Source organism: Rhizobium altiplani, from assembly GCF_001542405.1.
Lineage (GTDB): Bacteria > Pseudomonadota > Alphaproteobacteria > Rhizobiales > Rhizobiaceae > Rhizobium > Rhizobium altiplani.
Genome location: NZ_LNCD01000021.1, coordinates 59,958 through 82,141, shown reverse-complemented (window position 1 = coordinate 82,141; position 22,184 = coordinate 59,958). Strand labels below are relative to the sequence as shown.

General features: G+C 57.4%; 18 protein-coding genes and 1 pseudogene. 10 read left to right on the top strand and 9 right to left on the bottom strand.

What is annotated here, in order from left to right; translation table 11 throughout:
- From AS026_RS04250 to AS026_RS04225, 6 genes and pseudogenes are all read left to right on the top strand, one after another.
- On the top strand, positions 1 to 510 hold a 510-nt coding region (locus tag AS026_RS04250; protein WP_131815275.1), incomplete at its 5' end, for an IS630 family transposase.
- A 135-nt stretch (positions 511 to 645) separates the two neighbouring features.
- Positions 646 to 1,131: pseudogene (locus tag AS026_RS04245) on the top strand (aldehyde dehydrogenase family protein); the annotation flags it as partial.
- 178 nt (positions 1,132 to 1,309) lie between these two features.
- Positions 1,310 to 2,866, top strand: coding sequence for an ABC transporter substrate-binding protein (locus AS026_RS04240; RefSeq protein ID WP_062368692.1), 1,557 nt, complete (start codon positions 1,310 to 1,312; stop codon positions 2,864 to 2,866).
- 82 nt (positions 2,867 to 2,948) lie between these two features.
- Entirely contained in the window at positions 2,949 to 4,718 is a 1,770-nt protein-coding gene (locus tag AS026_RS04235; protein WP_245307312.1) for an oligopeptide/dipeptide ABC transporter ATP-binding protein, read from the top strand.
- A complete protein-coding gene (locus tag AS026_RS04230) occupies positions 4,715 to 5,578 on the top strand; it encodes an ABC transporter permease (protein ID WP_062368690.1) in 864 nt (287 codons plus the stop codon). Before AS026_RS04235 ends, AS026_RS04230 begins: the two co-directional genes overlap by 4 nt.
- Positions 5,579 to 6,568 (top strand): ABC transporter permease, encoded by a 990-nt coding sequence (locus AS026_RS04225; protein WP_062368689.1) that lies wholly within the window; start codon positions 5,579 to 5,581, stop codon positions 6,566 to 6,568.
- Here the strand turns inward: AS026_RS04225 and AS026_RS04220 are convergent.
- Positions 6,558 to 8,387, bottom strand: a complete 1,830-nt coding sequence (locus AS026_RS04220) for a PAS domain-containing sensor histidine kinase (RefSeq protein WP_245307311.1) — start codon at positions 8,385 to 8,387, stop codon at positions 6,558 to 6,560. The two genes, AS026_RS04225 and AS026_RS04220, sit on opposite strands and share 11 nt — an antisense overlap.
- Before the next feature lie 93 nt (positions 8,388 to 8,480).
- Positions 8,481 to 9,188, bottom strand: coding sequence for a response regulator transcription factor (locus AS026_RS04215; protein WP_062368687.1), 708 nt, complete (start codon positions 9,186 to 9,188; stop codon positions 8,481 to 8,483).
- 372 nt (positions 9,189 to 9,560) lie between these two features.
- Here AS026_RS04215 and AS026_RS04210 point away from each other — a divergent pair, with 372 nt between their 5' ends.
- Positions 9,561 to 9,857, top strand: coding sequence for a hypothetical protein (locus AS026_RS04210; protein ID WP_062368686.1), 297 nt, complete (start codon positions 9,561 to 9,563; stop codon positions 9,855 to 9,857).
- A 1,210-nt stretch (positions 9,858 to 11,067) separates the two neighbouring features.
- Here the strand turns inward: AS026_RS04210 and AS026_RS04205 are convergent.
- Both AS026_RS04205 and AS026_RS04200 read right to left on the bottom strand, forming a co-directional pair.
- Positions 11,068 to 12,618 carry a diflavin oxidoreductase gene (locus AS026_RS04205; protein WP_062368685.1) on the bottom strand — a complete coding sequence of 517 codons (1,551 nt, stop codon included), beginning with the start codon at positions 12,616 to 12,618 and terminating at the stop codon, positions 11,068 to 11,070.
- A 15-nt stretch (positions 12,619 to 12,633) separates the two neighbouring features.
- A complete protein-coding gene (locus AS026_RS04200) occupies positions 12,634 to 13,056 on the bottom strand; it encodes a PAS domain-containing protein (RefSeq protein WP_062368684.1) in 423 nt (140 codons plus the stop codon).
- 258 nt (positions 13,057 to 13,314) lie between these two features.
- Here AS026_RS04200 and AS026_RS38835 point away from each other — a divergent pair, with 258 nt between their 5' ends.
- Positions 13,315 to 13,923, top strand: a complete 609-nt coding sequence (locus AS026_RS38835; RefSeq protein WP_063805897.1) for a nitroreductase family protein — start codon at positions 13,315 to 13,317, stop codon at positions 13,921 to 13,923.
- An 887-nt stretch (positions 13,924 to 14,810) separates the two neighbouring features.
- Here the strand turns inward: AS026_RS38835 and AS026_RS04180 are convergent.
- Positions 14,811 to 15,614: an isochorismatase family protein gene (locus tag AS026_RS04180; protein ID WP_082728425.1), complete on the bottom strand. Its 804-nt coding sequence runs from the start codon at positions 15,612 to 15,614 to the stop codon at positions 14,811 to 14,813.
- A 550-nt stretch (positions 15,615 to 16,164) separates the two neighbouring features.
- Here AS026_RS04180 and AS026_RS44400 point away from each other — a divergent pair.
- Positions 16,165 to 16,482 (top strand): helix-turn-helix transcriptional regulator, encoded by a 318-nt coding sequence (locus AS026_RS44400; protein WP_082728424.1) that lies wholly within the window; start codon positions 16,165 to 16,167, stop codon positions 16,480 to 16,482.
- Positions 16,483 to 16,497: 15 nt separating this feature from the next.
- On the top strand, positions 16,498 to 17,133 hold the full coding sequence (locus tag AS026_RS04175) for a response regulator transcription factor (RefSeq protein WP_062368680.1): 636 nt from the start codon (positions 16,498 to 16,500) through the stop codon (positions 17,131 to 17,133).
- 774 nt (positions 17,134 to 17,907) lie between these two features.
- Here the strand turns inward: AS026_RS04175 and hisC are convergent.
- From hisC to AS026_RS04155, 4 genes are all read right to left on the bottom strand, one after another.
- Entirely contained in the window at positions 17,908 to 19,053 is a 1,146-nt protein-coding gene (gene hisC, locus AS026_RS04170; RefSeq protein WP_063805896.1) for a histidinol-phosphate transaminase, read from the bottom strand.
- 105 nt (positions 19,054 to 19,158) lie between these two features.
- A complete protein-coding gene (hemA, locus tag AS026_RS04165; RefSeq protein WP_062368679.1) occupies positions 19,159 to 20,382 on the bottom strand; it encodes a 5-aminolevulinate synthase in 1,224 nt (407 codons plus the stop codon).
- A gap of 180 nt (positions 20,383 to 20,562) precedes the next feature.
- Positions 20,563 to 21,396: a serine O-acetyltransferase EpsC gene (gene epsC / locus AS026_RS04160; RefSeq protein ID WP_245307309.1), complete on the bottom strand. Its 834-nt coding sequence runs from the start codon at positions 21,394 to 21,396 to the stop codon at positions 20,563 to 20,565.
- Between the two features lie 30 nt (positions 21,397 to 21,426).
- On the bottom strand, positions 21,427 to 22,098 hold the full coding sequence (locus AS026_RS04155) for a 2-dehydro-3-deoxy-6-phosphogalactonate aldolase (protein WP_062368677.1): 672 nt from the start codon (positions 22,096 to 22,098) through the stop codon (positions 21,427 to 21,429).
- Between the last annotated feature and the right edge of the window lie 86 nt (positions 22,099 to 22,184).

The window sequence follows — 22,184 nt, the reverse complement described above, 5'->3', positions numbered from 1 at the left end:
GGCGTCGCCGAACGGCGCACTCATACCTATGTCCGCAACGGCACGACCTCCCTGTTCGCCGCGCTCGACGTCGCGACTGGCGCCGTGATCGGTCATTGCTACAAGCGTCACCGAGCGACCGAATTCCTCGACTTTTTGAAGCGGATTGACGCCGAAATGCCCAATGGGCCGGACGTGCATCTGGTGATGGACAACTATGCCACCCACAAGACACCAAGGGTCAAGGCCTGGCTCGCGCGCCGCCCACACTGGCACGTTCACTTCACGCCAACGTCGGCATCCTGGATCAATCAGGTCGAGCGATGGTTCGCAGAGCTGACGCGAAAACAGTTGCAGCGCGGCGTACACCGTTCCACTGCAGAACTTGAAGCCGACATCGACGCTTTCATAGAAACCCACAACGACAATCCCACCCCATACAAGTGGGTCAAATCCGCCGACCAGATCCTCGCGTCGGTCAAACGCTTTTGCCAGAAGACAATGAACCGAACTTCAGATTCAGGTGACTAGTTTCTCTGCTCACAACCTTGAGTGTCGAATGTCCAAGCTTAATATCTACCGAGCCTTTGTGCTGCTTTGTCTTGCGACCATCGCTTACATTTGGAAAGTCGTGGCGTTCTTGATTGGCGCGTGGTGGGCACTTGCCTCGAGATCGGCAGGAAGGAAGGCGCAAAACTCGCCTTCGGCGGCGAGCTAGTCGAGCGTGAGACCCCAGGTTTCTACCTGCAGCCGACACTGTTCACGGAAGCCACCAACCAGATGCGCATCAGCCGCGAAGAGATCTTCGGTCCCGTGCTCTCGGTCATCCGCGTCAAGGATTACGAGGAGGCGCTGCCCACGGCCAACGACACGCCGTTCGGTCTGTCATCCGGTATCGCCACGACGAGCCTCAAGCACGCGACGCACTTCAAGCGCAATGCCGAAGTCGGCATGGTGATGGTCAACCTGCCGACGGCGGGCGTCGAATTCCACGTGCCGTTCGGTGGCCGCAAGGGCTCCTCCTATGGCCCGCGCGAGCAGGGCAAGTACGCGGCGGAGTTCTACACCAGCGCCAAGACGAGCGGGAAGCCCGTCATTCGCTGTCAGGACCACCCCGTGGCAAGAAGCTGCCGGCACTTAATCCTCCGCTAAGACTAAAGTTAACCTTGTCAGCCACCTCTCGGCTCGCCCATCGGCAAATCTATGCCCCAGGTATAGGTACCCCGTACCTACGGCTCAATGGACCACGATCCGTCCCGCAGGTACAATTTGAACTCGGCGGTAAGCCATCCTGCAGGCCTTCTGAGCGATTGAGCAAAGGGGAAGCTAAGTGCAGACGTACCCTTGTCTGACCAACCAATTCACCAGGCGCGGCTTCTGCCTAAGCACACTGGTGCTTGCGGTCCTTTTCCAAGGGTCGTCGGCGATCGCCGACGCGCAAGATGTCCTCCGCATACCTTATGTAGCCGATATTGGCACGTTCGATCCGGACAACGGGTTTGAGACTGGCGCGATGAGCGCAATCGACAACGTCTACGAGGGTCTCGTCGAATACGAACCGGGTTCGACCAAGATAGTTGGGCTGCTCGCCAAGAGCTGGGAGATCTCGGACGACGGGCTGACTTACACCTTTCACCTGGCCGACGGTGTCAAGTTCCATGACGGCACGCCGTTCAATGCAGCGGCGGTCGTAAAGTCGTTCGAACGCCGCCGCGATCACGGGCTGATTCTGAGCTACTTCCTGGCCAACGTGAAGGATATGAGGACGCCCGACGATTCGACGGTTGTGCTCACGCTGGGCCATCCTCAACCTTCGTTTCTCGATGCCCTTTCCAGTCCGTGGGGGCCCAAGATCATCAGTCAGGTAGCTCTCGCCGAGCATGACAACGGCGACTTCGCGACGACCTGGCTCAATGAACATGCGGTCGGCACGGGTCCATTCAAGCTGGCTGAATTCAAGCGCGGCCAGCGTTATGTACTCGAACGCAACGACGACTATTGGGGCAACAAACCGTTCTTCCGGCAGATCCAGATTTCGGTCGTGCCCGATATCAGCCAACAGATACTTCAATTGCAGGCGGGTGCGATCGATGCCGTGCCGATCAACTATCCGTTCGCGCAACTCACTAGCCTGCCGGGGGGGCTCGAGATCACTGCGGCCCCGAGTATGATACCGTATTACCTCTTCGTTAAGCCGAACTCGCCGCTCGACGACCCGGAGGTCCGCAAGGCCGTTTTGACAGCGATCAACCCGGCGCTATGGGTCAAGGACGCCTTTGGAGAGTTCGCAAGCCCGTCGAGGTCGGTTTATCCGAACGTGATGCTCGACCCAGTAAATGTGATCCGGTTCCCGACCGACTTCGAGGTAGCGAAAGCCGCGATCGCCAAGCATGGCCCGGTAAATTTGGTCATTGGCCTCCATAGCGCGGCCCCGAGCTACGGCCGCATCGCCGACCTGATGATTGCGCAACTGGCGTTGATCGGCGTAAAGGCAAAGGCCTACGTGCTGCCCTCCGGCGCGGCTTACAACTTGAAGAACGACCCAAACCCTCCCGATTTGCTGCTCACGATCGCGGGCCCGGACGCTGCTCATCCGGAGAACCAGGCCAAGGTGTTCTTCACGAAAAGCGCGCCTCTCAACTATTTTGGCCGGGTGCTGTCGGAAGCCGATGCCATCGTAGACCAGGCCGGGCAGTTGACCGACGTAAAAAAACGCGACGCTCTCTACGAGAGAGCGGGGCAGCTGTATTTCGATGCCGGCATCGTCATCCCGCTCGTCGACGTCAACGATGTGGTTGTTCACGCCAAGGGCCTGAAGGACCTTGGCTTGCGTCCCGTGTACCCACCCGGCAACATCGATTTCGCCACCGTTCGCTGGGGACCCTGAACTCCGGCCAACCGGTTCATTTCAGAAGCAGGCCAGGCTCGTATCACAAATGGTCAACCTTTCGCACCGAATGTCCAAACCCGTGACCGAGTCCGTCCTCACCGTTAAGGACCTCTCAATCATTCTCAGCCGCGAAGGCCGCCCTTCCCGCATCATCGATGGCATCAGTTTCGACATGTTTCCGGGCGAGATCATAGCGTTGCTCGGGGAAAGCGGTTCCGGCAAGACGAGCATCGGGCTGACGCTTCAGGGGCTGCTGCCGCGCGAACACTTGCCACGGGTTACAGGCTCGATCCGGCTTGCGGGTATTGAGCTTGTCGGCGCGGGAAGACGTACCTGGCGGTCGGCCCGCCGCCGGCTCGTGCGCGCCATCCCGCAAGATCCAATGGGCGCGCTCAACCCCACGATGACGATCCGCCACCAGATGCGAGAATCCGATGGGGGCTCTGCGGGATCGATCGAAGACTGGCTTAGCCGAACCGGCCTGCCTGACCCTGACCGTATCGCCGATGCGCTGCCGCATCGGCTATCGGGGGGGCAGCGTCAGCGAGTGCTTATTGCCATGGCGATGATGGCAAGACCGAAACTCCTCATAGCCGATGAGCCGACCACCGCGCTCGACGTCACCGTGCAGGCGCAGATCCTCGACCTGTTGCGCAATCTCGCACGCGATCAGCAAGCGGCAATTCTGTTCATCACTCACGATCTCGGTGTGGCAGCCTCACTGGCCGATCGCGTCCTGGTTCTCTATGCCGGACGCATCGTTGAAATGGGCCGCATGCAGGAACTGGCCCGCAATGCCGCGCACCCCTATTCTGCCGGCTTGCTCGCCGCTCGGTTCGATTTGGACTCTGATCGACGGCGTCCGTTGTTCACGCTCCCGTCCGAGCGCACGCCCTCCATGAATGTTGAGAATGCCTGCGCCTACGCAACGCGTTGCCCGATCGCCCAGCCAGATTGCACGGCAACCCGTCCACCGTTGGAGCCTGTGTCCGCCCATAGTGGCGCAGTCGCCTGCCTTCACTACGAACAAACCCCGTTTCTCTCATCGAAGCGCGCTGAAGCGAAACCATGGCCGGCCCAGGCGATCGGGGAAACCGCCGCCTTGAAGCTGTCCAACGTCGGAAAAACATATCCGACAGGTCCCAGATCGATTTGGGGACGACGTCAACCGCAGCAAGTTCTAAAGTCGATCAACCTCTCGATCAAGCTTGGCGAGTGCGTGGCCCTGGTTGGCGAGAGCGGGGCCGGCAAGTCTACCCTTCTGAGGATTGCCGCCGGGCTCTTGGTACCCGAGAGCGGCACTGTTTCTCGCTTCGACAAGCTTCCACCGCAAGTCGTGTTTCAAGATCCGGTGGCGGCGTTGACGCCATGGCTCACGATCGGCGAGCAGCTCGGCGAGCGCTTGCGGGCGGTTTCGCTGGACAGTGACTACGGCCGTCGCCGCGTAGGAGAGGCAATAAAGCTGGTCGGCCTCGATCCAGTTCTGATGGACGCTCTGCCGGCCGAGATGTCGGTTGGGCAGTGTCAGCGCGCCGTTTTGGCGCGCGCGGTGATCGTCCCCCCCAAGCTTCTGCTCTGCGATGAACCCATCAGCGCCATGGACGTGTCGCTGGCGGCCACCACCTTGAATCTTCTTAGCGACCTTCGGCGGCGGCTCGACATGGCCATGCTGTTCGTGACCCACGATCTGGCGGCAGCCAGGATCATCGCCGACCGCATCGCAGTGCTGAAGGACGGCGAGTTGGTTGAGATCGCCGATCCAGATGCCATTATCGCCGCACCACAGTCGGCCTACACCCGGTCTCTCGTTGCAGCGATGCCAGGTCCGGCAGCGGGAGGGGGGCGATGACCGACAGGCCAAGACCGAACACAATGCCTGCTCGGCCCCGATTCAACTGGCCCGATTTCTTCCGACGTGCCGGTTGGCTTGGAAGCGTCGGCATTGTCGGCATACCTGTCGTTACCGTCGTTGCCGTGCTCGCGCCATGGATCACGCCGTTTGACCCGCAACTGCGCGTCGCCGAGGCCTATCTCCCGCCTTCGGCCGGACATTGGTTCGGCACTGACGAGATCGGCCGCGACCTTTTCTCGCGCACCATCCTCGGGGTTTACTATACGTGGCTGCCAGCGCTGGCTGTTATCGGGTTCAGTCTCGCGCTAGGCTCACTGGTCGGACTGATTTCGGGCCTGATGGGCGACAAGGTCGATCTGGTCCTAGACCGGATCATCGACTTGTTCATAGTCCTTCCAGGAACCATCATTGCGCTCGCTGTCGTGGCTTCGCTTGGTCCCGGGCTCGTTAACACGATGATCGCGTTAGCCATCTTCTGGTGGCCCTGGTACGCGCGCATCGCGCGCGACGAAATTCGTCGTCTTATTGTGCGTCCTCACGTCGAGGCGGCGCGTATCGCCGGCGTCCACGGTTCGCGCCTGCTGTTGCGTTACTTGTTGCCGGGAGTGGTCCCGGCCTTGCTCATCGGGGTGTCACTCGACGTCGCCAACGTCATCATGACGATGTCGCTGATGTCGTTCCTTGGCCTTGGACTGCCTGCACCCGCGCCTGAACTCGGAGCGATGACATCGCGCACCCTCGAGAGTCTCACCGTCCACTGGTGGCTCCCGATTTTGCCAGCCGCAATCATTTTTCTCCTTTGCCTCCTCGCAAACCTTGCGGGCGACGGCATTCGCGCCGCGCTGAGGGGGGCGTAGATGCTGGCATACCTCACCAAAAGCATCGTGGGCGCGGTCGCGGTTGTCCTGGTAATGAGCTTCATCGTTTTCTGCCTTCAAAGCATTATCCCCGCCGATCCAGCGCGGGCCATTGCAGGGCCGAACGCTCCTACGGAAATCGTCGAAGCGAAGCGCGAGCAGCTCGGACTGGACGACCCGGTTGTCGTTCAGTACGGGCGTTTTCTCTTCCGCCTCGTACATGCGGACCTGGGGACGTCGGTAAGGACGCGGCGGCCGGTGGCTGACGATATAAAGCAATATCTTCCCGCCACGCTTGAACTCGGACTGGCATCGATCGCTCTGGGAGTGGTGCTTGCCGGCGTCATGGCGGCGCTTCAGTTCCTGATTCCTGGATCAGGCGGCATAAGGCTCGCAATGGTGGGGGTAGGCTCCATGCCGATCTTTCTCTCGGCCTTACTTCTGCCCTACTTTTTCTGGTTCCGACTCCATTGGCTTCCCGGGGCAGGTCGGCTTGCCTACCGAGACTTCGCAGGCCCTACGGGACTCAACGTCATCGATGGACTACTCGTCGGCCGGCCCGAAGTCAGCGTCGACGCGTTGCTGCACATGATCTTGCCGGCGCTTGCACTGGCGTTGCCGATCGGCGTCGCGGTTGGGCGAAGCCTAAACGGTGCACTTCACGACGTTATGAGTCAGGCATATATTCGGACCGCGCGCGGCAAGGGCCTGAGTGAGGCAAAGGTGCTGATGCGCCACGGTTTGCGCAATGCCGCCACGGCCCCACTGTCCATGCTCAGCCTGCAGGTGCGCCTTCTCTTCGGTAATTTGCTTGTTGTCGAGCGCGTTTTCGGGTGGCCTGGTCTGGGTCTTTACGCGGTCCAGGCTTTTGCCAGCGCCGATCTTCCGGCGGTGCTGGGCGTCGCCATTATCTTCGGAATCTTGTACATCCTGGTCAACACGCTGCTCGAGATCGCGCAGTCGATGGCCGATCCCCGAATCAACCTCTGAAAGCGCCCACTGAGGCGCTTACTGTCGCGGCGGACTTGGTCGAGTCGGCAGCGCGGATAGGGAGGCTGAAGGTTATGGATGCCCCCCCTGTCTCGACATTTTCCGCCCAAAGCCGTCCAGAGTGGGCCTCGACAATCGAGCGACAGATTGCCAGTCCCATTCCCATTCCATCCGGCTTGGTTGTGTAGAACGCCTCGAAAATCCGTTCCGGATCGCTAAGCCCGCGGCCGCGATCTCGCACTTCGACCTCGACTGTTCCCTCATTCTGACGCCGCGAGGCGATCCACAGCCGTCGTACGTTGATGCTGACGTCCTCCATCGCTTCGATGCCGTTGCGGACGAGGTTCAGGACGACCTGCTCCATCTGAACGTGATCGGCAGTCGTTGAAGGAAGTCGGGGATCGAGGTGAAGGTCCAGCTTGACGCTGCTCGATGCGAATCTGTCACACAGTAGATCACACACGTCGCGGATCACCGCGTTCAGATTGACCGCGCGCAGTTCTCCTTCGGTCTTGCCGAACAGCGCCCGAATACGGCTGATCACCTGCGCCGCCGCGTCGGCGTTTTTGAAGATTTTTTGGGCGACCCGGTTTGCGTGATTGTAGTTTGGAGGATCGGCGTTCAGCCATCGCTGGAGCGCCCCTGCGTTGGCCACGACTGCTTGTAGTGGCTGGTTAAGTTCGTGCGCAATAGACACCGACAGCTCGGCCAAGCTGGCGGCGCGCAGGGCGCGCGCGAGCCGTTGATCCGCTAGACGCAGGGATTCCTGGGCGCGGACCTCGTCGTCGATGTCGAAGTTTACGCCGTACCAACGAAGGATGGTGCCGTCTTCGTCGCGCAGCGGTTCGAAGCGTGAATCGATCCAGCGATATTCGCCGTCCTTCCGGCACAGCCGACCTTTGTGCTGGAGTGGTTCACCACGTGCAAAGGATTTCTGGAACACTGCCTTGACGGCCGCCCGGTCATCGGGATGGAACAACTCCACATGCGAAGCAAATTGCCGCGTACCGCGCGGCTCCTCCTTGGCCGAGTCGATGCCCGCCCAGTCGACGAACCGTTTATTGAAATAGTACGGTAATCCCGCCGGCGTCATCAGCCAGATCATAGTGGGAACCGTATCGACCAGCAACCTGAGTTCTCTCTCACTCTGGCGCAGCGCGGCCTCTGCCTTGCGCTGGTCGTCGATGTCCTCGGTATGGCCATACCAGCCGATAATTCGCCCCCGCTCATCGTGCGAGGCAACAGCGGTATCGCGGAACCATCGATAGGTGCCGTCGAACCGGCGCAAGCGCTTTTCTTCGATCATCGGCTCGCCGGTCTCCAGGCTGTGCTGCCATCGCGCCATGCTTGCCTCGACATCGTCGGGATGAAGAAATTTCAACCAGTAAAAGTCGTCGGCATACATGATCTCGCGTATTTCTTCGGCCGTGACTCCGACGTATTTGAGGGCTGCGGGATTGAGAAACCTGAGGTGCCCGTCTGGATAGGCGGACCAGCCGAGCCCCGGCGTGTCGGAGTTGCTAGGCCCGACGCCCTGGGGGCCCCGGTCATAAAAGCCAACGGTCCTGAAGATCTTTACCACCAGCCATAGGCCCAACGCTCCGCAAACGAACGCGGCGAACCGAACGAGACCGTTTTCCGTTCCGTATTCCGGCGACAGCAGGATAAGCGCTGATATTAAGCTGGTGGTTACTACGGCCGCCAATCCCGTCTTCCAGCCGATGCAGATACCCAGAGTTGCGACAGCGACTAACAGGCCAGATGGCTCATGGGTCAACAGCGCAAGCAAGGCGCTCGCAACGCTGACTGCCGCAGCCACGGCGCGGCGCTGCTGCGATGAGGTTAGTTCCATCGTGGACCCTCTGGATACCGCCTCTGCGGTGGACCTGTTGTCGTGGCTCCGTTTACGCAGTTAAGCAAAATGTGCTCTTGCCGCCGATTCTGCGACTGCCTTCCCCGCGGCGGATGCCATCTTCAACTGGCACTGGATATCGGCTGGAAGCGACTGACAGACGTTGAATAGATGAGAGACGGACCGTGCGTTCATCTTCTTCATCATGTTGCTCCGATGGAGCTTTACCGTGATTTCGCTGATACCAAGATCGAACGCGATCTGCTTGTTCATCGCACCAGACACGACGAACCTCAGAACCTCCCGCTCGCGGGGCGTAAGCGTCTCATACAAGGCCAAGTTCTTTTGGGCTACGGCCGAAGCCGCTCTTCGAGCTGCGTCGGCCTCGATGGCTGCCGATACGGCGTCAAGGAACGTTTGGTCACGCACCGGCTTGGTCAGGAAATCATGTGCGCCCGCCTTCATGGCTTCGACGCTCATGGGAATGTCACCATGACCCGTCAAGAATACGATCGGCGTCAGTATGCCCTTGGCTGCGAGGATTTGCTGGAGATCCATGCCGCTCATACCCGGCATTCGCACATCGAGAACGATGCAACCAGGGCGGCCCGGAAGCTTCGTGTTGAGCACTTCCTGGGCTGAGGAAAACGATATCGAGTCGATACCAACTGAACTTAGCAACTCCTCCAGCGAGTCGCGGACCTCAGCATTATCATCGACTAGAATTGCAACGGGGCCATTAGCGGTTTCCGAATTTGCCGCACCCATGATCCTTTCCTCCGGGTCATCTGCGGGAGACGAATTGACGGAGTTCACACCGCTATTATCAACCGCGTGTTGGTCAGACGTCAACTAAGCTGCAATTGCATCCGCCGGAACAAATGACGCGCCGAGCGGCCAATGGCATGGATGGCCACATTGATACGGTAGCCTCCCGCTTACCGCGTAATCGTAACGGAGTCTGGGACGGTAGCACAATCCAACAAAGGGCGAAGGGAGCTTAGAGATTTGATTGGATAACCTAGACCTCAGGGTAGGGTAGCTGCCTGTTCGGGCGGGCCCCTGACACGGGCGGAAGGTCGGGACAGCCAGCCAGTGACTGAGTCGGTTCCCGATGCCTCGAGAAACTGGCGTCTACGCATGAGCCACATATTGCATCGGTTTCCCAACCAGAAGCTGATCAACCGCGTCATTGAGAGTGCCTCTTGGGGACTGACCCGCGATGATATTCTCAACAACATCGCGCTCTACTGGCTGACAGGCACCGACCTGTCATCGGGCCGCCTCTCCAGCGTTTCCATCTTCAGCGTGCCGTTCTCCAGCAGCTTTGCCGAATGCGAGGCGGAGACGCGAGCGGCACGTGTGGCCGTCGTCGCCATGTATCGCAAGTGTCGGCGCATATATGGTCTCCCGGTCTTCAGTGAAGTCGGTCTCTGAGAAGGCCCTTGCCGTGGCAATGCCTTGCGCCCCACGTCATGCCCCGCCGCCAACAGCGCTGGATCACTGCCCGTTTGCTCCGGACGGCCCATCCGCTTCGGACACGAAGCAGAACAATCTTGTTGTGGCAACATTCAGAGGTGAGGGCACGACATTGCTGATTTTGTAGCGCTCGGTAGGGAAAGACCGGACGGCTAGGCCTCAATCCCCAATGCTGAAGGGCGGATAACAGAACGTCTGCGCGATGCGACACCGGTCACTCGCTATGGTCTTGCGAAAGCTCACCGTGGCACGCCAGACGGAACTCCTCGACTGAAACCCGATCCGGCCGGCGTGGTCGACCCACACCTTCGTATCGCATTGCAATGCGTAAGGCAGAATAGGTCCGCGGAACGATCGGGCGCATTCTGCTGCGTACTGGCAACGGCCTTTATGGAGGCAACAATGCGTAATGTCATCGGAATGCCGTCGCACCACGTGTTTGCTGACACCCTGTTCTTAGCATCGGCTCCCGTCTCATATCCAGCCTGCGCGCATGAAGGAGCCCGGTGCGTCCATCGTCGAGGAAACTCGCGAAAGGCGCGCCTCTGACATAAATCGAGGCACATTTTGCCGGAGCCGCGGAGCTTTCCTCTCCCGCTAGACCACGGTTCCAGTCCCTAAGTAAAAATTCCAAGCGAAGTCAAAGGCGCGCCCACTGAAGCGGCGGTCGCTTCAGAACCTTTGACTCGGATCCCGACATGAAAATCGCTTTTGCACTCATCCATGTCCTCGCACTCGGCACCTGCTTTGTGGTGCAACTCGGCTCGCCGGAAGTGTCAAGGGTGCCCGGTGTTCGGCGTGCCTTACAGACGTTGGAGGAAAACAGCGCGGTACGTGAGCGGATTAGCCGAGAAACTCGTACGGCTGATCGGTGCGACGACGATGGGCCCATCGAGCAAACCGCTTTCTCACCCGGGAACACCGTGCCCGGTGTGGGCCTATCTCCCAACAAGATGCTCCGTTGCTTCGCGCCGTTTGGCCGCAGAGTTCGATATTCTGCGGCCACTTCTCGTGAGTTTCAATTAGCCTCGCTGGAGCGAATTAGTCATATCACGACGCCGCACTTCGGCTTGGCCGGATAGGCGCTGCCACCTGGGTGGCTAGCGACGGCAGGCAAGATTAATCGCTCGGCGGTCATTCGCGGTCAGCGCCGCCACGCGCCACGTCATCAATAGAGTTCCTTATGCAATCGCTGGCCTTGGATCATATCCTGAAGGAATTGATCGGCCTTGTCTGCCGAGAGCCCACCCACGGACGTCGCGATGTCACGAAGAGCCGAGTCAATCGATCGATCGAGGTTCGTCTTGTTGCCGCAGACGTAGACGTGAGCGCCATGGTCAAGCATCTGCCAAACGTGGTCAGCGTTCTCCATTAGTGCATGTTGAACATAATAGGGTTCGGCACTGTCCCGGGAAAACGCGGTAATGACACGCCCGAGGACGTTCGTTTTTTCCCAGCGCCGTATCCTTTCCTCATACAAAAAATCCGATGATCGACGGCGATCACCAAAGACAAGGCAAGTGTGTGCCGACCGAGCACAACGGCCCGCCTGTTCAAGCAATCCCATGAACGGTCCGATCCCGGTGCCGGTTCCAACCATTATCAGCGGGTGATCGACGGTCGTGGGCAGGTGAAACCGCGGATTCGGCCGCACGAAGATCGGCACCGCACCGACCGTCCTGTTTAAGAACCCTGTTGCGACACCTCGTCGGGTCCGGCCACCAAGATCGTAACTCACCTCCCTGACACATAGATCGATGTAGGCCGGGTTGCCGTCCGATGCGATTGAGTACGCTCGGGGCTGGATCGTCGGCAGGAGGTCTGCGACTTGGGCAGCTAACAGCGAGCCTTGAGCGACGAAGTCCTGTAGGATGTCGAGCAGGTCGCGCCCGTAAAGATAATCGTCCAGCGCCTTCTTGTTTCCAATCTTCAACAGCTCTTTCAGTGCTTCACTATCCGCCGAGCGAGCAAGCTGCCGAAGAAACGACTTGCCGATGATCCTCAGCTCTTTCGTTGCAAACGGTCGGACGTCATCGCGCTCTCCGAACCATTCCGCAAGGCGCGAAAGCAAATCAGGATCATTCTCGGGCACCAGGTACAGATTGTCCCCGGCACGGTAGTTTATGCCGCTGTCGGAGATATCGAAACGAAAGTGCCACGCGTATGGTGCGCCACCATTGAGTTTCTGCCTTTCAATGATTGATGCTGCGAACGCGTTGTTTTCTCCGTAGGAACGAACCTGCAGGTCGAGCGACTTGCCCGCCTCGCTATCCCCATGCAGGACAGAGGCGAGCACATTGCGCCAAGTCTCGAAAAACCCGATATAATCCGTATCGGCATCTACCCTGTTTATGAATGGGCTAGCGCCCATCTCTTTCAGCGCGGCATCCAAACTTTTGGTAAAGCCGCAGAAAGTGGGGTACGCCACGTCGCCTATTCCAAAGATTGCGTATTGGAGGCTTTGCGGATCGGGAAGCCTTCTGATGGCTTCCAGAAAGCCCTCCGCGTTAGCGGGGGGCTCTCCATCACCGAAGGAACTCGAGACAATTACCAATCGGTCATCGGGATCGAGGAGGAGCGAACCGAAATCTGAGAGCGATGCGATCGAAGGCTCAAAGGGTGCAAATTCAGGGTCGTGATACAATCTTTCGGCAAGACTTCGAGCGTTGCCGGTCTCGGAGCCGAACCCGATGATCAGCCGCTTTGCATATAATGTCATGATGGTGACGTCCGATTAATTCGCGTAGTATTGGTCGTAGAATTCCTTCGACGACTCCAACTGTTCAAAGTCCGCCATAAGATCGTTTATGACTCGGCGGATGCTTATGTATTCGACGATCTTGCCTGCCTCGTCTAAGACCGGCTGAATAGTCGTGTCGACGACATACAAGCCTCCGCCGTTGCCGACGTTCGGAAAGGCACCGCTCCAGATCTTTCCTTCCTTGATGGTCTGCCACAGCTCTTTGTAAACACTTTTGGGAACGTCAGGATGGCGGACGACATTGTGCGGCTTGCCGATCAGTTCCTCCCGGGTGTAGCCGGTTAATTCGCAGAAAAGGTCGTTGACGTACGTGATGTTGCCCTGAAGGTCGGTCGTCGAAATGACCATCACTTTGTCCAAGGCTTCAAGGATTTTTGCGTTGAATGCGTTTTCCATTTTTCAGTGCCTTCTTCGAAACTCGGTTTGTCGCAAGTCCTCCCAAGCCCGGTTATATGCTGGGCACGCAAAGATGTATATTGGATATATCTTTGTTGCGACCGGATGCCGCAGCGTTATTGTCTGCTTATTAGCCATACATAATTCGACTATGTAGGCGTCTACTGGCCCGCGATTGAAGCGACTCAGATGACCTGCACAAAGCCAAAAAAGCTGCCGGGCGCTGCTGGCCGTTTGATACAAATAAGGAACATTTACATGGAAACGACGAGCAGGGTGCCGCCTGACAACGCTTTAATATCCCGCCTGTTAGCGCGCCGATCAGTCACGTCCCAGTCGTTAAGTTTCCCTGGCCCCGATAGTTCGCAACTGTGCCAGATACTCGAACTCGCAAGCCGCGTTCCAGATCACGGCAATCTCGAACCTTGGCGCTTTATCGTGCTGCAGGGAATTGAGAGAGAACAAGCGAGTCACGATCTCGCCGAGATATATGCTCTCGAAAAGTTGGGTATGGAGCCATCTCGCCTTGCAAGGTTTAAGGGGATTATCGCAAGGCTTTTCACTTATGCTCCGGTTGTCGTGCTTGTCGTCGCTTCGCCCCAACAGAGCACCGTCGCCACTATATTGGAGCAGCATCTATCTGCTGGAGCTGTCTGCATGAATCTCCTCACCGCCGTCCATGCACTGGGTTTTCATGGTAATTGGCTCAGTGGATGGATTACCTCGAGCGCCGGCGCGCGTGGATATTTCCGTTTGCATGGAGAAGAGAGTTTCGCCGGAGTGATCCAGATCGGAACAGCGGCCGAAATCCCGCACGATCGCAACAGGCCTGACCTGAACAGGATCGTGACTTACTGGCCCGGATAAGGGAGATCACCGCCGCCACGACCCGGCCAAGCCCTCGTCAATCGTGCGCGGGCGAGCGGAGCATCCGCTCAACTTCGGCCGCCGGGAGTGGCCTGGCAAAGAGACAGCCTTGACAGCTTCTGCTACCACCTCCATTCCCGGAAAGCTTCGCCAGCGAAACTCATTGCCTAATCTCATCGCCCGTCTACTCGTTTACATCTACAGGTAAGTCGTTATGCAACCATGAAGGGTCATTGCTTGGGCTATGGCCAAGACGATTGTGTTAAACACCAGCGCTCGATTGATTTCAGGGAGTGGCTGCTAACTCCCCTTCCTCAACGCGGTTCGCACCGATTTCCTGCTCGCCAACGGCATGGAAAGGCTATGTCCATCGACATAGAACTGTGCGACTTTATCTCCCGTTCCAAATGGGTTGGAACCGGATTCCAAGGGAACGAAAATCCTCACGGCAGGAGCGGGCGCATTCATTATCGATCTCTCGAAAAGAATTGCGAGGACCACGAGGATAAGGGTGGTGAACGTTAGTGGGAAGGGGCGCGATCCTTTGTTCTTCTTCGATTTTCCATCATCCATGGCCTTCTACCTATACGTCTGTTTAGATATGGACGAGTAATTCGCAGCCGACGAAAAGTGGTTCCGGGTCGAACGGTTATCGTGTCTCATGATCCCGCGGTAGCCAGCACCTCGCGTCCAAACCAGTCATGAAACGAAAGGTCGGCCAGCATTGCGCTGCGGCCTGGCAGGAGGCCGCGGGACATGAATCAGGCGGTTCGTCGCAGCTGAGGGGTTGCTTGCTTGAGAGGGCAAACATGACGCAACCCGAAAGCTCTCACGTTGTTTCCCTACACCAAAGGGCAACGGCAAACCGAGAACGGTTCTGTTCCGATCTATTGGGTCTGCATCATCTTCACCGTGTCTTCGGTGGTCCAAAGCCCGTTGGCCATGTAACGGAAATTGATGAGCGCCGATAGGTTGCCGTCACCCTCAGGCAATTTGGGTGCAGCGACTGCGTCTCGAACGACCGCAACCTCAAACCCCTCTTCGAGGAATTCTCGAAGATGTGATTCAACACACATGTTTGCAAGCATCCCCGCAAGTACAATTTGAGTGACGCCTTGTTTCCGAAGCTGAAACGCGAGGTCATTCACCTGGGGTCCATAGAGCTTGTGGGGTGAGGCAATGATCGTTTTGCCGTCTTCGATGTATTTCTTGAAATCCCCCAGGAAGTCTGCGCCCGATCCCTCGAAGCCGTCCAACGTGTAGGGGCCTTTGCGGTCGAAAACCCCGATGTCGTGTTGGAATATCTCAAGTGGACCCTGGACTTTCCAAGTGTGGTCCCACTTGTAATAATGATGGGGAGAAATCGCGACGACCATGCCCGCGTTCTTCGCGGCTTCGAAGAGCTGAGTGAGATGGGGCACGACCTGATGCTCCGTGACACTTTCGCCAACGACGGGCCAAGCAAGGCCCTTCGGATTCATGAAATCGTTCTGCGGGTCGATCACTACCAATGCGGCTTTTGAAACGTCGAGCTTCATATTGCCCTTGGTGAGGGCCGGTTTGTCCGGATCTTTGTAGAAATCGGCGGTCGCCTGAGCGTAGGATGGCGCGCCTGTGCCCATTAGAATTACAACACCTGTCACGACTGCGGCCGTTGTTGCGCGCAGTCCACTCATCTTGACTGTAAGCATGGTACTTTCTCCAGGTTGCGAATAGCGATCAGGCGAGCGGAGGATATGCTTGACCAAGCCAAGCTACTATTCGAGTTATATCTTCCATGTGCTTGCTATTCTGTGCCAGATGCTATGGAGAGCGTGATGCGGCGACAACTAAACATAAGTTTGGTGGAAACCAAACCAGGATAGAAGCGGGGATCCAGGATCGCCGGATCCCGTTGAGCCATTCAAAGCGTGCGGGTCGTTTTTCACAAACCATCATCGCGGGCTGCCTGCGGAACACCGAAGCCGCGCTCTCGCGCCATTTTCATCGCTTCAAGCTTGTGTTCGCGGCTAAATTTCCTTCGTTGCATTCATGCGCTCCAGCTTCATTGGAAACACATTAACTAGTGTCCATGAAACCGGCAGCAGGCCAAATCCCTGAATTGTGCTGTGAGATCGACCTATTATTCTGAATAGGTTGGCAATGCTAAATCACTAGCTGCCCAAGCCCTTCTACGGATGGATCTCAGCTGCGTTTTCACTCTTATTGAACAGGGTGTTCTGACGTTTGCGAGGTTAGCCAATGAGTGGGCAACCAGTGCATTGTGAGCTCGGCAGCTCCATTTCAACAGTGGCGCAAGAGGCTGAACGATTGTCTTCCCGCGTATCGTGTAGAGGGTGGAAAGGCCTGTGTGGGTGGCATTTCAGGAAGTCGATGAACTTCATTGACGCCATCTTGGTCAAGCCATTGCGAGTCGAGAATATCGCTTCTGAGGTTGGCATGAACCCGAGTCATTTTGCTCGCGCGTTTTCGATCGCGCTTGGCATGTCCCCAACAGTTCGGTGCTTCATTTCTAGCACCGATTGGACCCTCAGCGAAGAACGAGTGTCTTCGCTATAGAATGGAGGCAAGATTATGGATATCGCACCCAAGACAAACATATCTGGCGAACCCACCATCTATGTGATCGATCACGACAAAGAAATGCGTGAGTCACTCCTCGATCTATTCGTGGTCACCAACAAACGAGCCTCTGCCTATTCATGCGTACACGAGTTTCTGAGCGTCATCGGTTCAAACGCGCCAGGCTGCGTTGTGGTTGACCTGCTGATGCCTGGTGGAACAGGTCTCGACGTGCAAAACGAACTGATCACGATGGGCAATAGGATCCCTGTAATATTCCTGACAGGTTATGCGGATGTGCGCACGTGCGTCAGAGCAATGAAAGCCGGCGCAACCGATTTCATAACCAAACCCTTTGTCAATCAGGAGCTTCTCGACGCAGTGGATCATGCAATTCACATGGATAGCCAACGACGAAAAGTCGAAGCTGAACGCGACGAGATACAGAAACTCCTGAATACATTGACTCCGCGCGAGAATGAGGTGCTGTCCGCAGTCGTGACCGGGTTGATGAACAAGCAGGTGGCATATCAGCTTGGTATCAGCGAGATGACAGTCAAGCTACACAGGATGAGCGTCATGAGGAAGATGGAGGCGCGCTCGCTTGCCGAACTTGTCCGAAAGGTTGAGAAGCTCCGGAAAAACTAACGGGGAAGAGGGGATTGCGAGCTTAAAGCATCCCGCCCATGTCATTGGATCGCAACGGCCACCGCCGAGATGTTGACAGGCCGGGCGAGAATATCGTCAAGGCGTGTCGCTCCTGTCTCCAACGAAGAAATGAATGGGGAGAGCGGGTCGTAGCTGGTCCCGTAGCCAGAACTCTACTAACGGTCAGGTCAAAATTAGGGGTGGTTAGTAGCCTAGTAGCCCTTTGCGCGCCGGCGCAGTAGGCTCGAGGTAGTCAATTCACCTATCGGCCGCCGGCGAGCTTTGCTGGGGCGGGCCTGGGGCACGATTTGGGTTTCACGCACGGACTTGCTGCGCCCAACGCGAACCTCAACGAACCTTCGTGCCGCGGAAGTGAGATCTCTGCGCACAGACATGGAGTTCACAAGGAACATCGTTGCTTGTCTTTACATGAGCGGAAACGACTTGGTCGTTGCTGTCGCATTTCTGTTCGTTTCGTACATAACGTCGATAGAGAGTCATTCCGGGAACTTGCTTGGACGGGAAGCGCAAAACCGAGTCTCCGTCGCGAGAAATTGCGTCCTGAATAGCTTCACAGCTTGATGTCGGAGCGAAAAACCTCTCCGTTGAATTGGCTTCAACGCATGAAGTGAAAACAAACAACGCTGCGGCCAAATTCTTAATCATCGTAGGCTCCTTTAGTAGTTCTCTTGTATTGAGGAGACTATCGCTAAAGTAAGACTGGCGAACAACTATACGTCCGTTTAGGGCGCGGGAGCACTCGAGGTGCAACCTTCACTGGGTGCCTGGGTTGCCTTCCATGATGGATCGGTCGGCGGAAGCTGGCTTTTGAAATGAGCGCAAAGCACTCACAAGCGCATTGTTTTCATCAGTCGTTCCGATCGATATCCGCAATCGCTTTCGAAGCCTGTCTTCGTCAAACCAGCGGACATAAACGCCATGCCCTTCCAATTGAATCTGAAGATCCTGCGCTCCGCTCCAGTTCGAACTTTCCGGAATTGAAGCGAGCAGGAAGTTAGTTTGAGACGGAAGAACGGAGAAGCCCAAATCCTGTAGTTCAGTGCTCAACCGCTCTCGCTCGCGACGAACATGCTCCCACGATCGGGAAGCATACGACCGGTCTTCCAGGGCGGCTACACCGAGTAGCTGAGAAACTCCATCAACATTGTAAGAGTCCTTTGTCTTTGCCAGCATTGGTTTGACCAAGCCGGCGTCGCCGATACAATAAGCTAGCCGCAGCCCAGCTAAAGAATACCCCTTGCTCAGAGTTCTCATCAGCAGGACATTCGGATAACGCCTGACCAGCTGTGTCGTGTCGTAAGACGAGGCAGGGTCGACGAAGTCGACATAGGCCTCGTCTATCAGCAATATGCCTTCGAATTCTATGGCCAGCCGTTCAACAGCTTCCAGCGGAAACAAGGTTCCGGAAGGTGCGTGAGGATTCGTAAGAATGCCAAGCTGAGCGTACTCGGAGTTCCAAAGTGCCGCGGTGGCGTCTGTTAACGACCAATCCGATCGCAGGGGAGAACGAGATAGAGGAGCCTGTTGGATCGCAGACAACACCGAATAGATGCCGTAGCTGGGGCTTACGATGCCGACAGCTCTGCCCGGGTCGACGAAGGTGGTAATTGCAAGGCGGAGAAGCTCGTCACCGCCATTTGTGGCAATGACCTGTTCGGTGTTGACATCGTGCAGGCGCGCGGCGACCTCTCGAAAGCTGTCGGCAAATGGATCCGGGTAACGCTGCAAAGTTCCGGGAACGACTGCTGCAAGAGCGGCCATCACTTTTGGGCTCGGCGGAAATGGGTTTTCGTTCGTGTTGAGTTTTATTGCATTACCCACGGGTCTTGCACCTGGAGTGTAGCCTCGCATCTCCCGAATATGCGCTCTTTCATGGTCCCGCCGCTTTTCTCTTACCATCAGTCCTATTCCGAGGTCTGCATTGCCTGAAGTTTTCGATTCTGTTTAGCAAGCCTAGTCCATAACAGGTCAGACGAACCGCTGCTTCGCAGTACGCGCTGCCCGCTACGCGGCGCTTCGAATTCCCGTCCATCCCAAATCCCTGTCGATTGCGACCAGTGCATCGACAAGCGACCGCATGTCAGTTTCACTATGAAACGGAGTGGGAGTGACACGAAGGCGTTCCTGCCCCCTTGGAACCGTTGGATAGTTAATTGGCTGCACATAAATGCTGTACTCATTCAAGAGCCGCTCGCTAATGCGCCTGCACAAATGGGCATCGCCCACGATTACCGGCAGGATGTGGCTCGGGGTATCGAGGACTGGAAGGTTAGCCTCCATCAGCATCGCCTTCAGCTTCGCCGCATTTTCCGCCTGGCGTGACCTCTCTTCCGGGTGTGTCTTGATGTGCCTTACTGCCGCTAAAGCACCAGCGGCAAGATGCGGGCAGAGGGAGGTCGTGAAGATGAAACTGTCCGCCATGCTTCGTATGACGTCGATGAGCAGCGCGGGGCCGGTAACATATCCGCCAATGACGCCAAACGCCTTCGCCAGCGTTCCTTCGATGATCGTAAGGCGCTCGGCAAGGCCCTCACGTTCGGCGATCCCGCCGCCGCGGGAGCCATAGAGGCCAACGGCGTGCACCTCGTCCAGGTAGGTAATCGCGTTATGCTTTTCGGCGATATCGCATATCGCCTCGATCGGAGCGATGTCCCCATCCATGCTGTAGACGCTCTCGAAGGCAACGATTTTCGGTCGGTCCGGATCGACGCCACTCATCAATTCGTCAAGGTGTGCCGCGTCATTGTGTCTGAAGATTAAGCGTTCCGCACCGGACCTGCGAATGCCTTCGATCATCGAATTATGATTGAGGGCATCCGAAAAGATGGCGCAGTTCGGAAGAATTCGCCCAAGTGTGCCCAGCGCCGCCAGGTTTGATATCCAACCCGACGTAAAGATCAGGGCAGCTTCCTTTCCGTGCAGATCGGCGAGTTCGGTTTCCAAACTCACGTGCTGACGGTTTGTCCCGGAAATATTCCGCGTTCCGCCGGTGCCCGCTCCAGAAAAGTCGATGGACTCGTGCATCGCGGCCAAAACGTCCGGATGCTGGCCCATTCCCAGATAATCGTTGCTGCACCAAACCGTCACCTTCTGCGTCCCGCCGTCGGGGCGGTGCCAAAGTGCCTGGGGAAATTGGCCTACCATACGTTCAAGTTCGGCGAACGTGCGATAGCGGCCATCCAGCTTCATCTCGGCGAGCAAATCCTGGAATTGTCTGTTGTAGTCCATGCTAGCGCTCCTAAGTCAGCGTGCCTGACACGGCGGCGCCGACAGTTCATCTGAGTCAATGGCAATGTATGCGTATTGCCCATACGCCGCAAGAACGAATGTCCCATTCGGGGTTGCGACATCTTGGTCGTCGCTGGTAAGTCACGTTGCGAAAGATTGATAGGATCGAGCTGGTCTCTCTCAACGCTGGATTCTTTCGGCGAGGTGTGTTCGTCGATCGCCCTGCAGCGCGAAAACGTGGTCCATGGCGCGCGATGGTTCGATCGAGACCGCCTTGCCAATTGCTCGTGCGGGAACGCCCGCGACGGTCGTGCCTGGAGCGACGGGCTTGAGCACGACAGAGCCGGCCCCGATACGCGCGCTGGCACCGACTTCTATATTCCCGAGAATGGTGGCACCAGCGCCCACAAGGACCCCCTCTCGTACTTTCGGGTGCCTTTCGCCGGTGTCCTTTCCATTGCCGCCAAGGGTTACGTTTTGCATGAGAGCGACATTGTCGTCGACGACACTCGTCTCTCCGATGACGATCCCGGTCGCGTGGTCGAAAAACAAGCCCACCCCGAGGCGCGCCGCCGGGTGGATATCGACCTGAAGCGCGCGAGACGCAGAGCCCTGAAGGTAAAGCGCCAATTCCCGTCGCCCCACTCGCCAAAGTTCGTGCGAGAAACGGTGTATCTGGATGCCGAGAAACCCTTTGGCATGGAGGACGACATGCAACGCCCGGGTAGTTGCCGGGTCGCGTTCAAGTGCCGCCGTAATGTCGAACACCGCGGAAGCAAGGATCGAGTGATTTTCGTTGAGCAGACTGCGCAGGGTTTCAAGCAGGCTTGGCGAAAGGTGCCCAGGAGAAATGGTAGAGACGATGCGACCGATGATGGCCTCTGGTAATGTACCGTGAAGCATAATCCAATCGGCCATAAGCTCACGGAGAAAATCATCCTCTCCAGCGGCCTTTTCGGCCTCCGCCAAAATGTGCGACCATAGCTGTCGTTCAGTAAACCCGACATTTATCATGGAATTTTCCGTGTGCATGCCATCGCTTCCTCAACGCCCCTCGGGCGAAACGGTTGCGCGCCAAGCGTCCGCGAAGGCTTTCGCGCTCGCCCTGATTTCCACGAGTGATCGTCCCGGACGGTATAGATTGCCCCCGATGCCAAATCCGCTCGCTCCCGCGGCCACCCAGGCTGGAAAGGACTCTGGTAAGATGCCCCCGGTCGGCAGAAGGGGGATATCGTTCGAAAACACTGCGCGCCAAGCCTTTAGAACGGCGGGAGATATGGCCTCGGCGGGAAACACCTTCAGCCCATCAGCACCGGCTTGAAGCGCAGCAAAACCCTCCGTCGGAGTCGAAACGCCTGGGAAGCACGCCAGGTTCTGGTCATGCGCGGCTTTGACGACAGCCACATCCGCGTGAGGCATGACAATAAGCCTTCCGCCGGAATCCCGGACGCGCGTGACGTCGGCCGGCGACATAACGGTCCCAGCGCCAATAAGCGCGTCGGCTCCGAAACGTCGAGCGATGCGCTCGATGCTGCAAAGGGGATCAGGGGAATTCAAGGGCACCTCGATCAGACCGAATCCGGACTCGACAAGGATGGCGGTGACATCCTCTACCTCTTGCGGAGTGATCCAGCGCAGGACGGCTATGAGCGGAAGCGCAGAGAGCGCCTCTTTCAGTGACGGACGACCGTTCTGATCCGAGCGGTTTTGGTTCATTGTCTAGCTCCTTTCAACAAATTGCGTAGAGCCGCCCCAAGGGACGACACCCCTCAGGAACCAGGAATCGGAATTGCCAAAGGCGG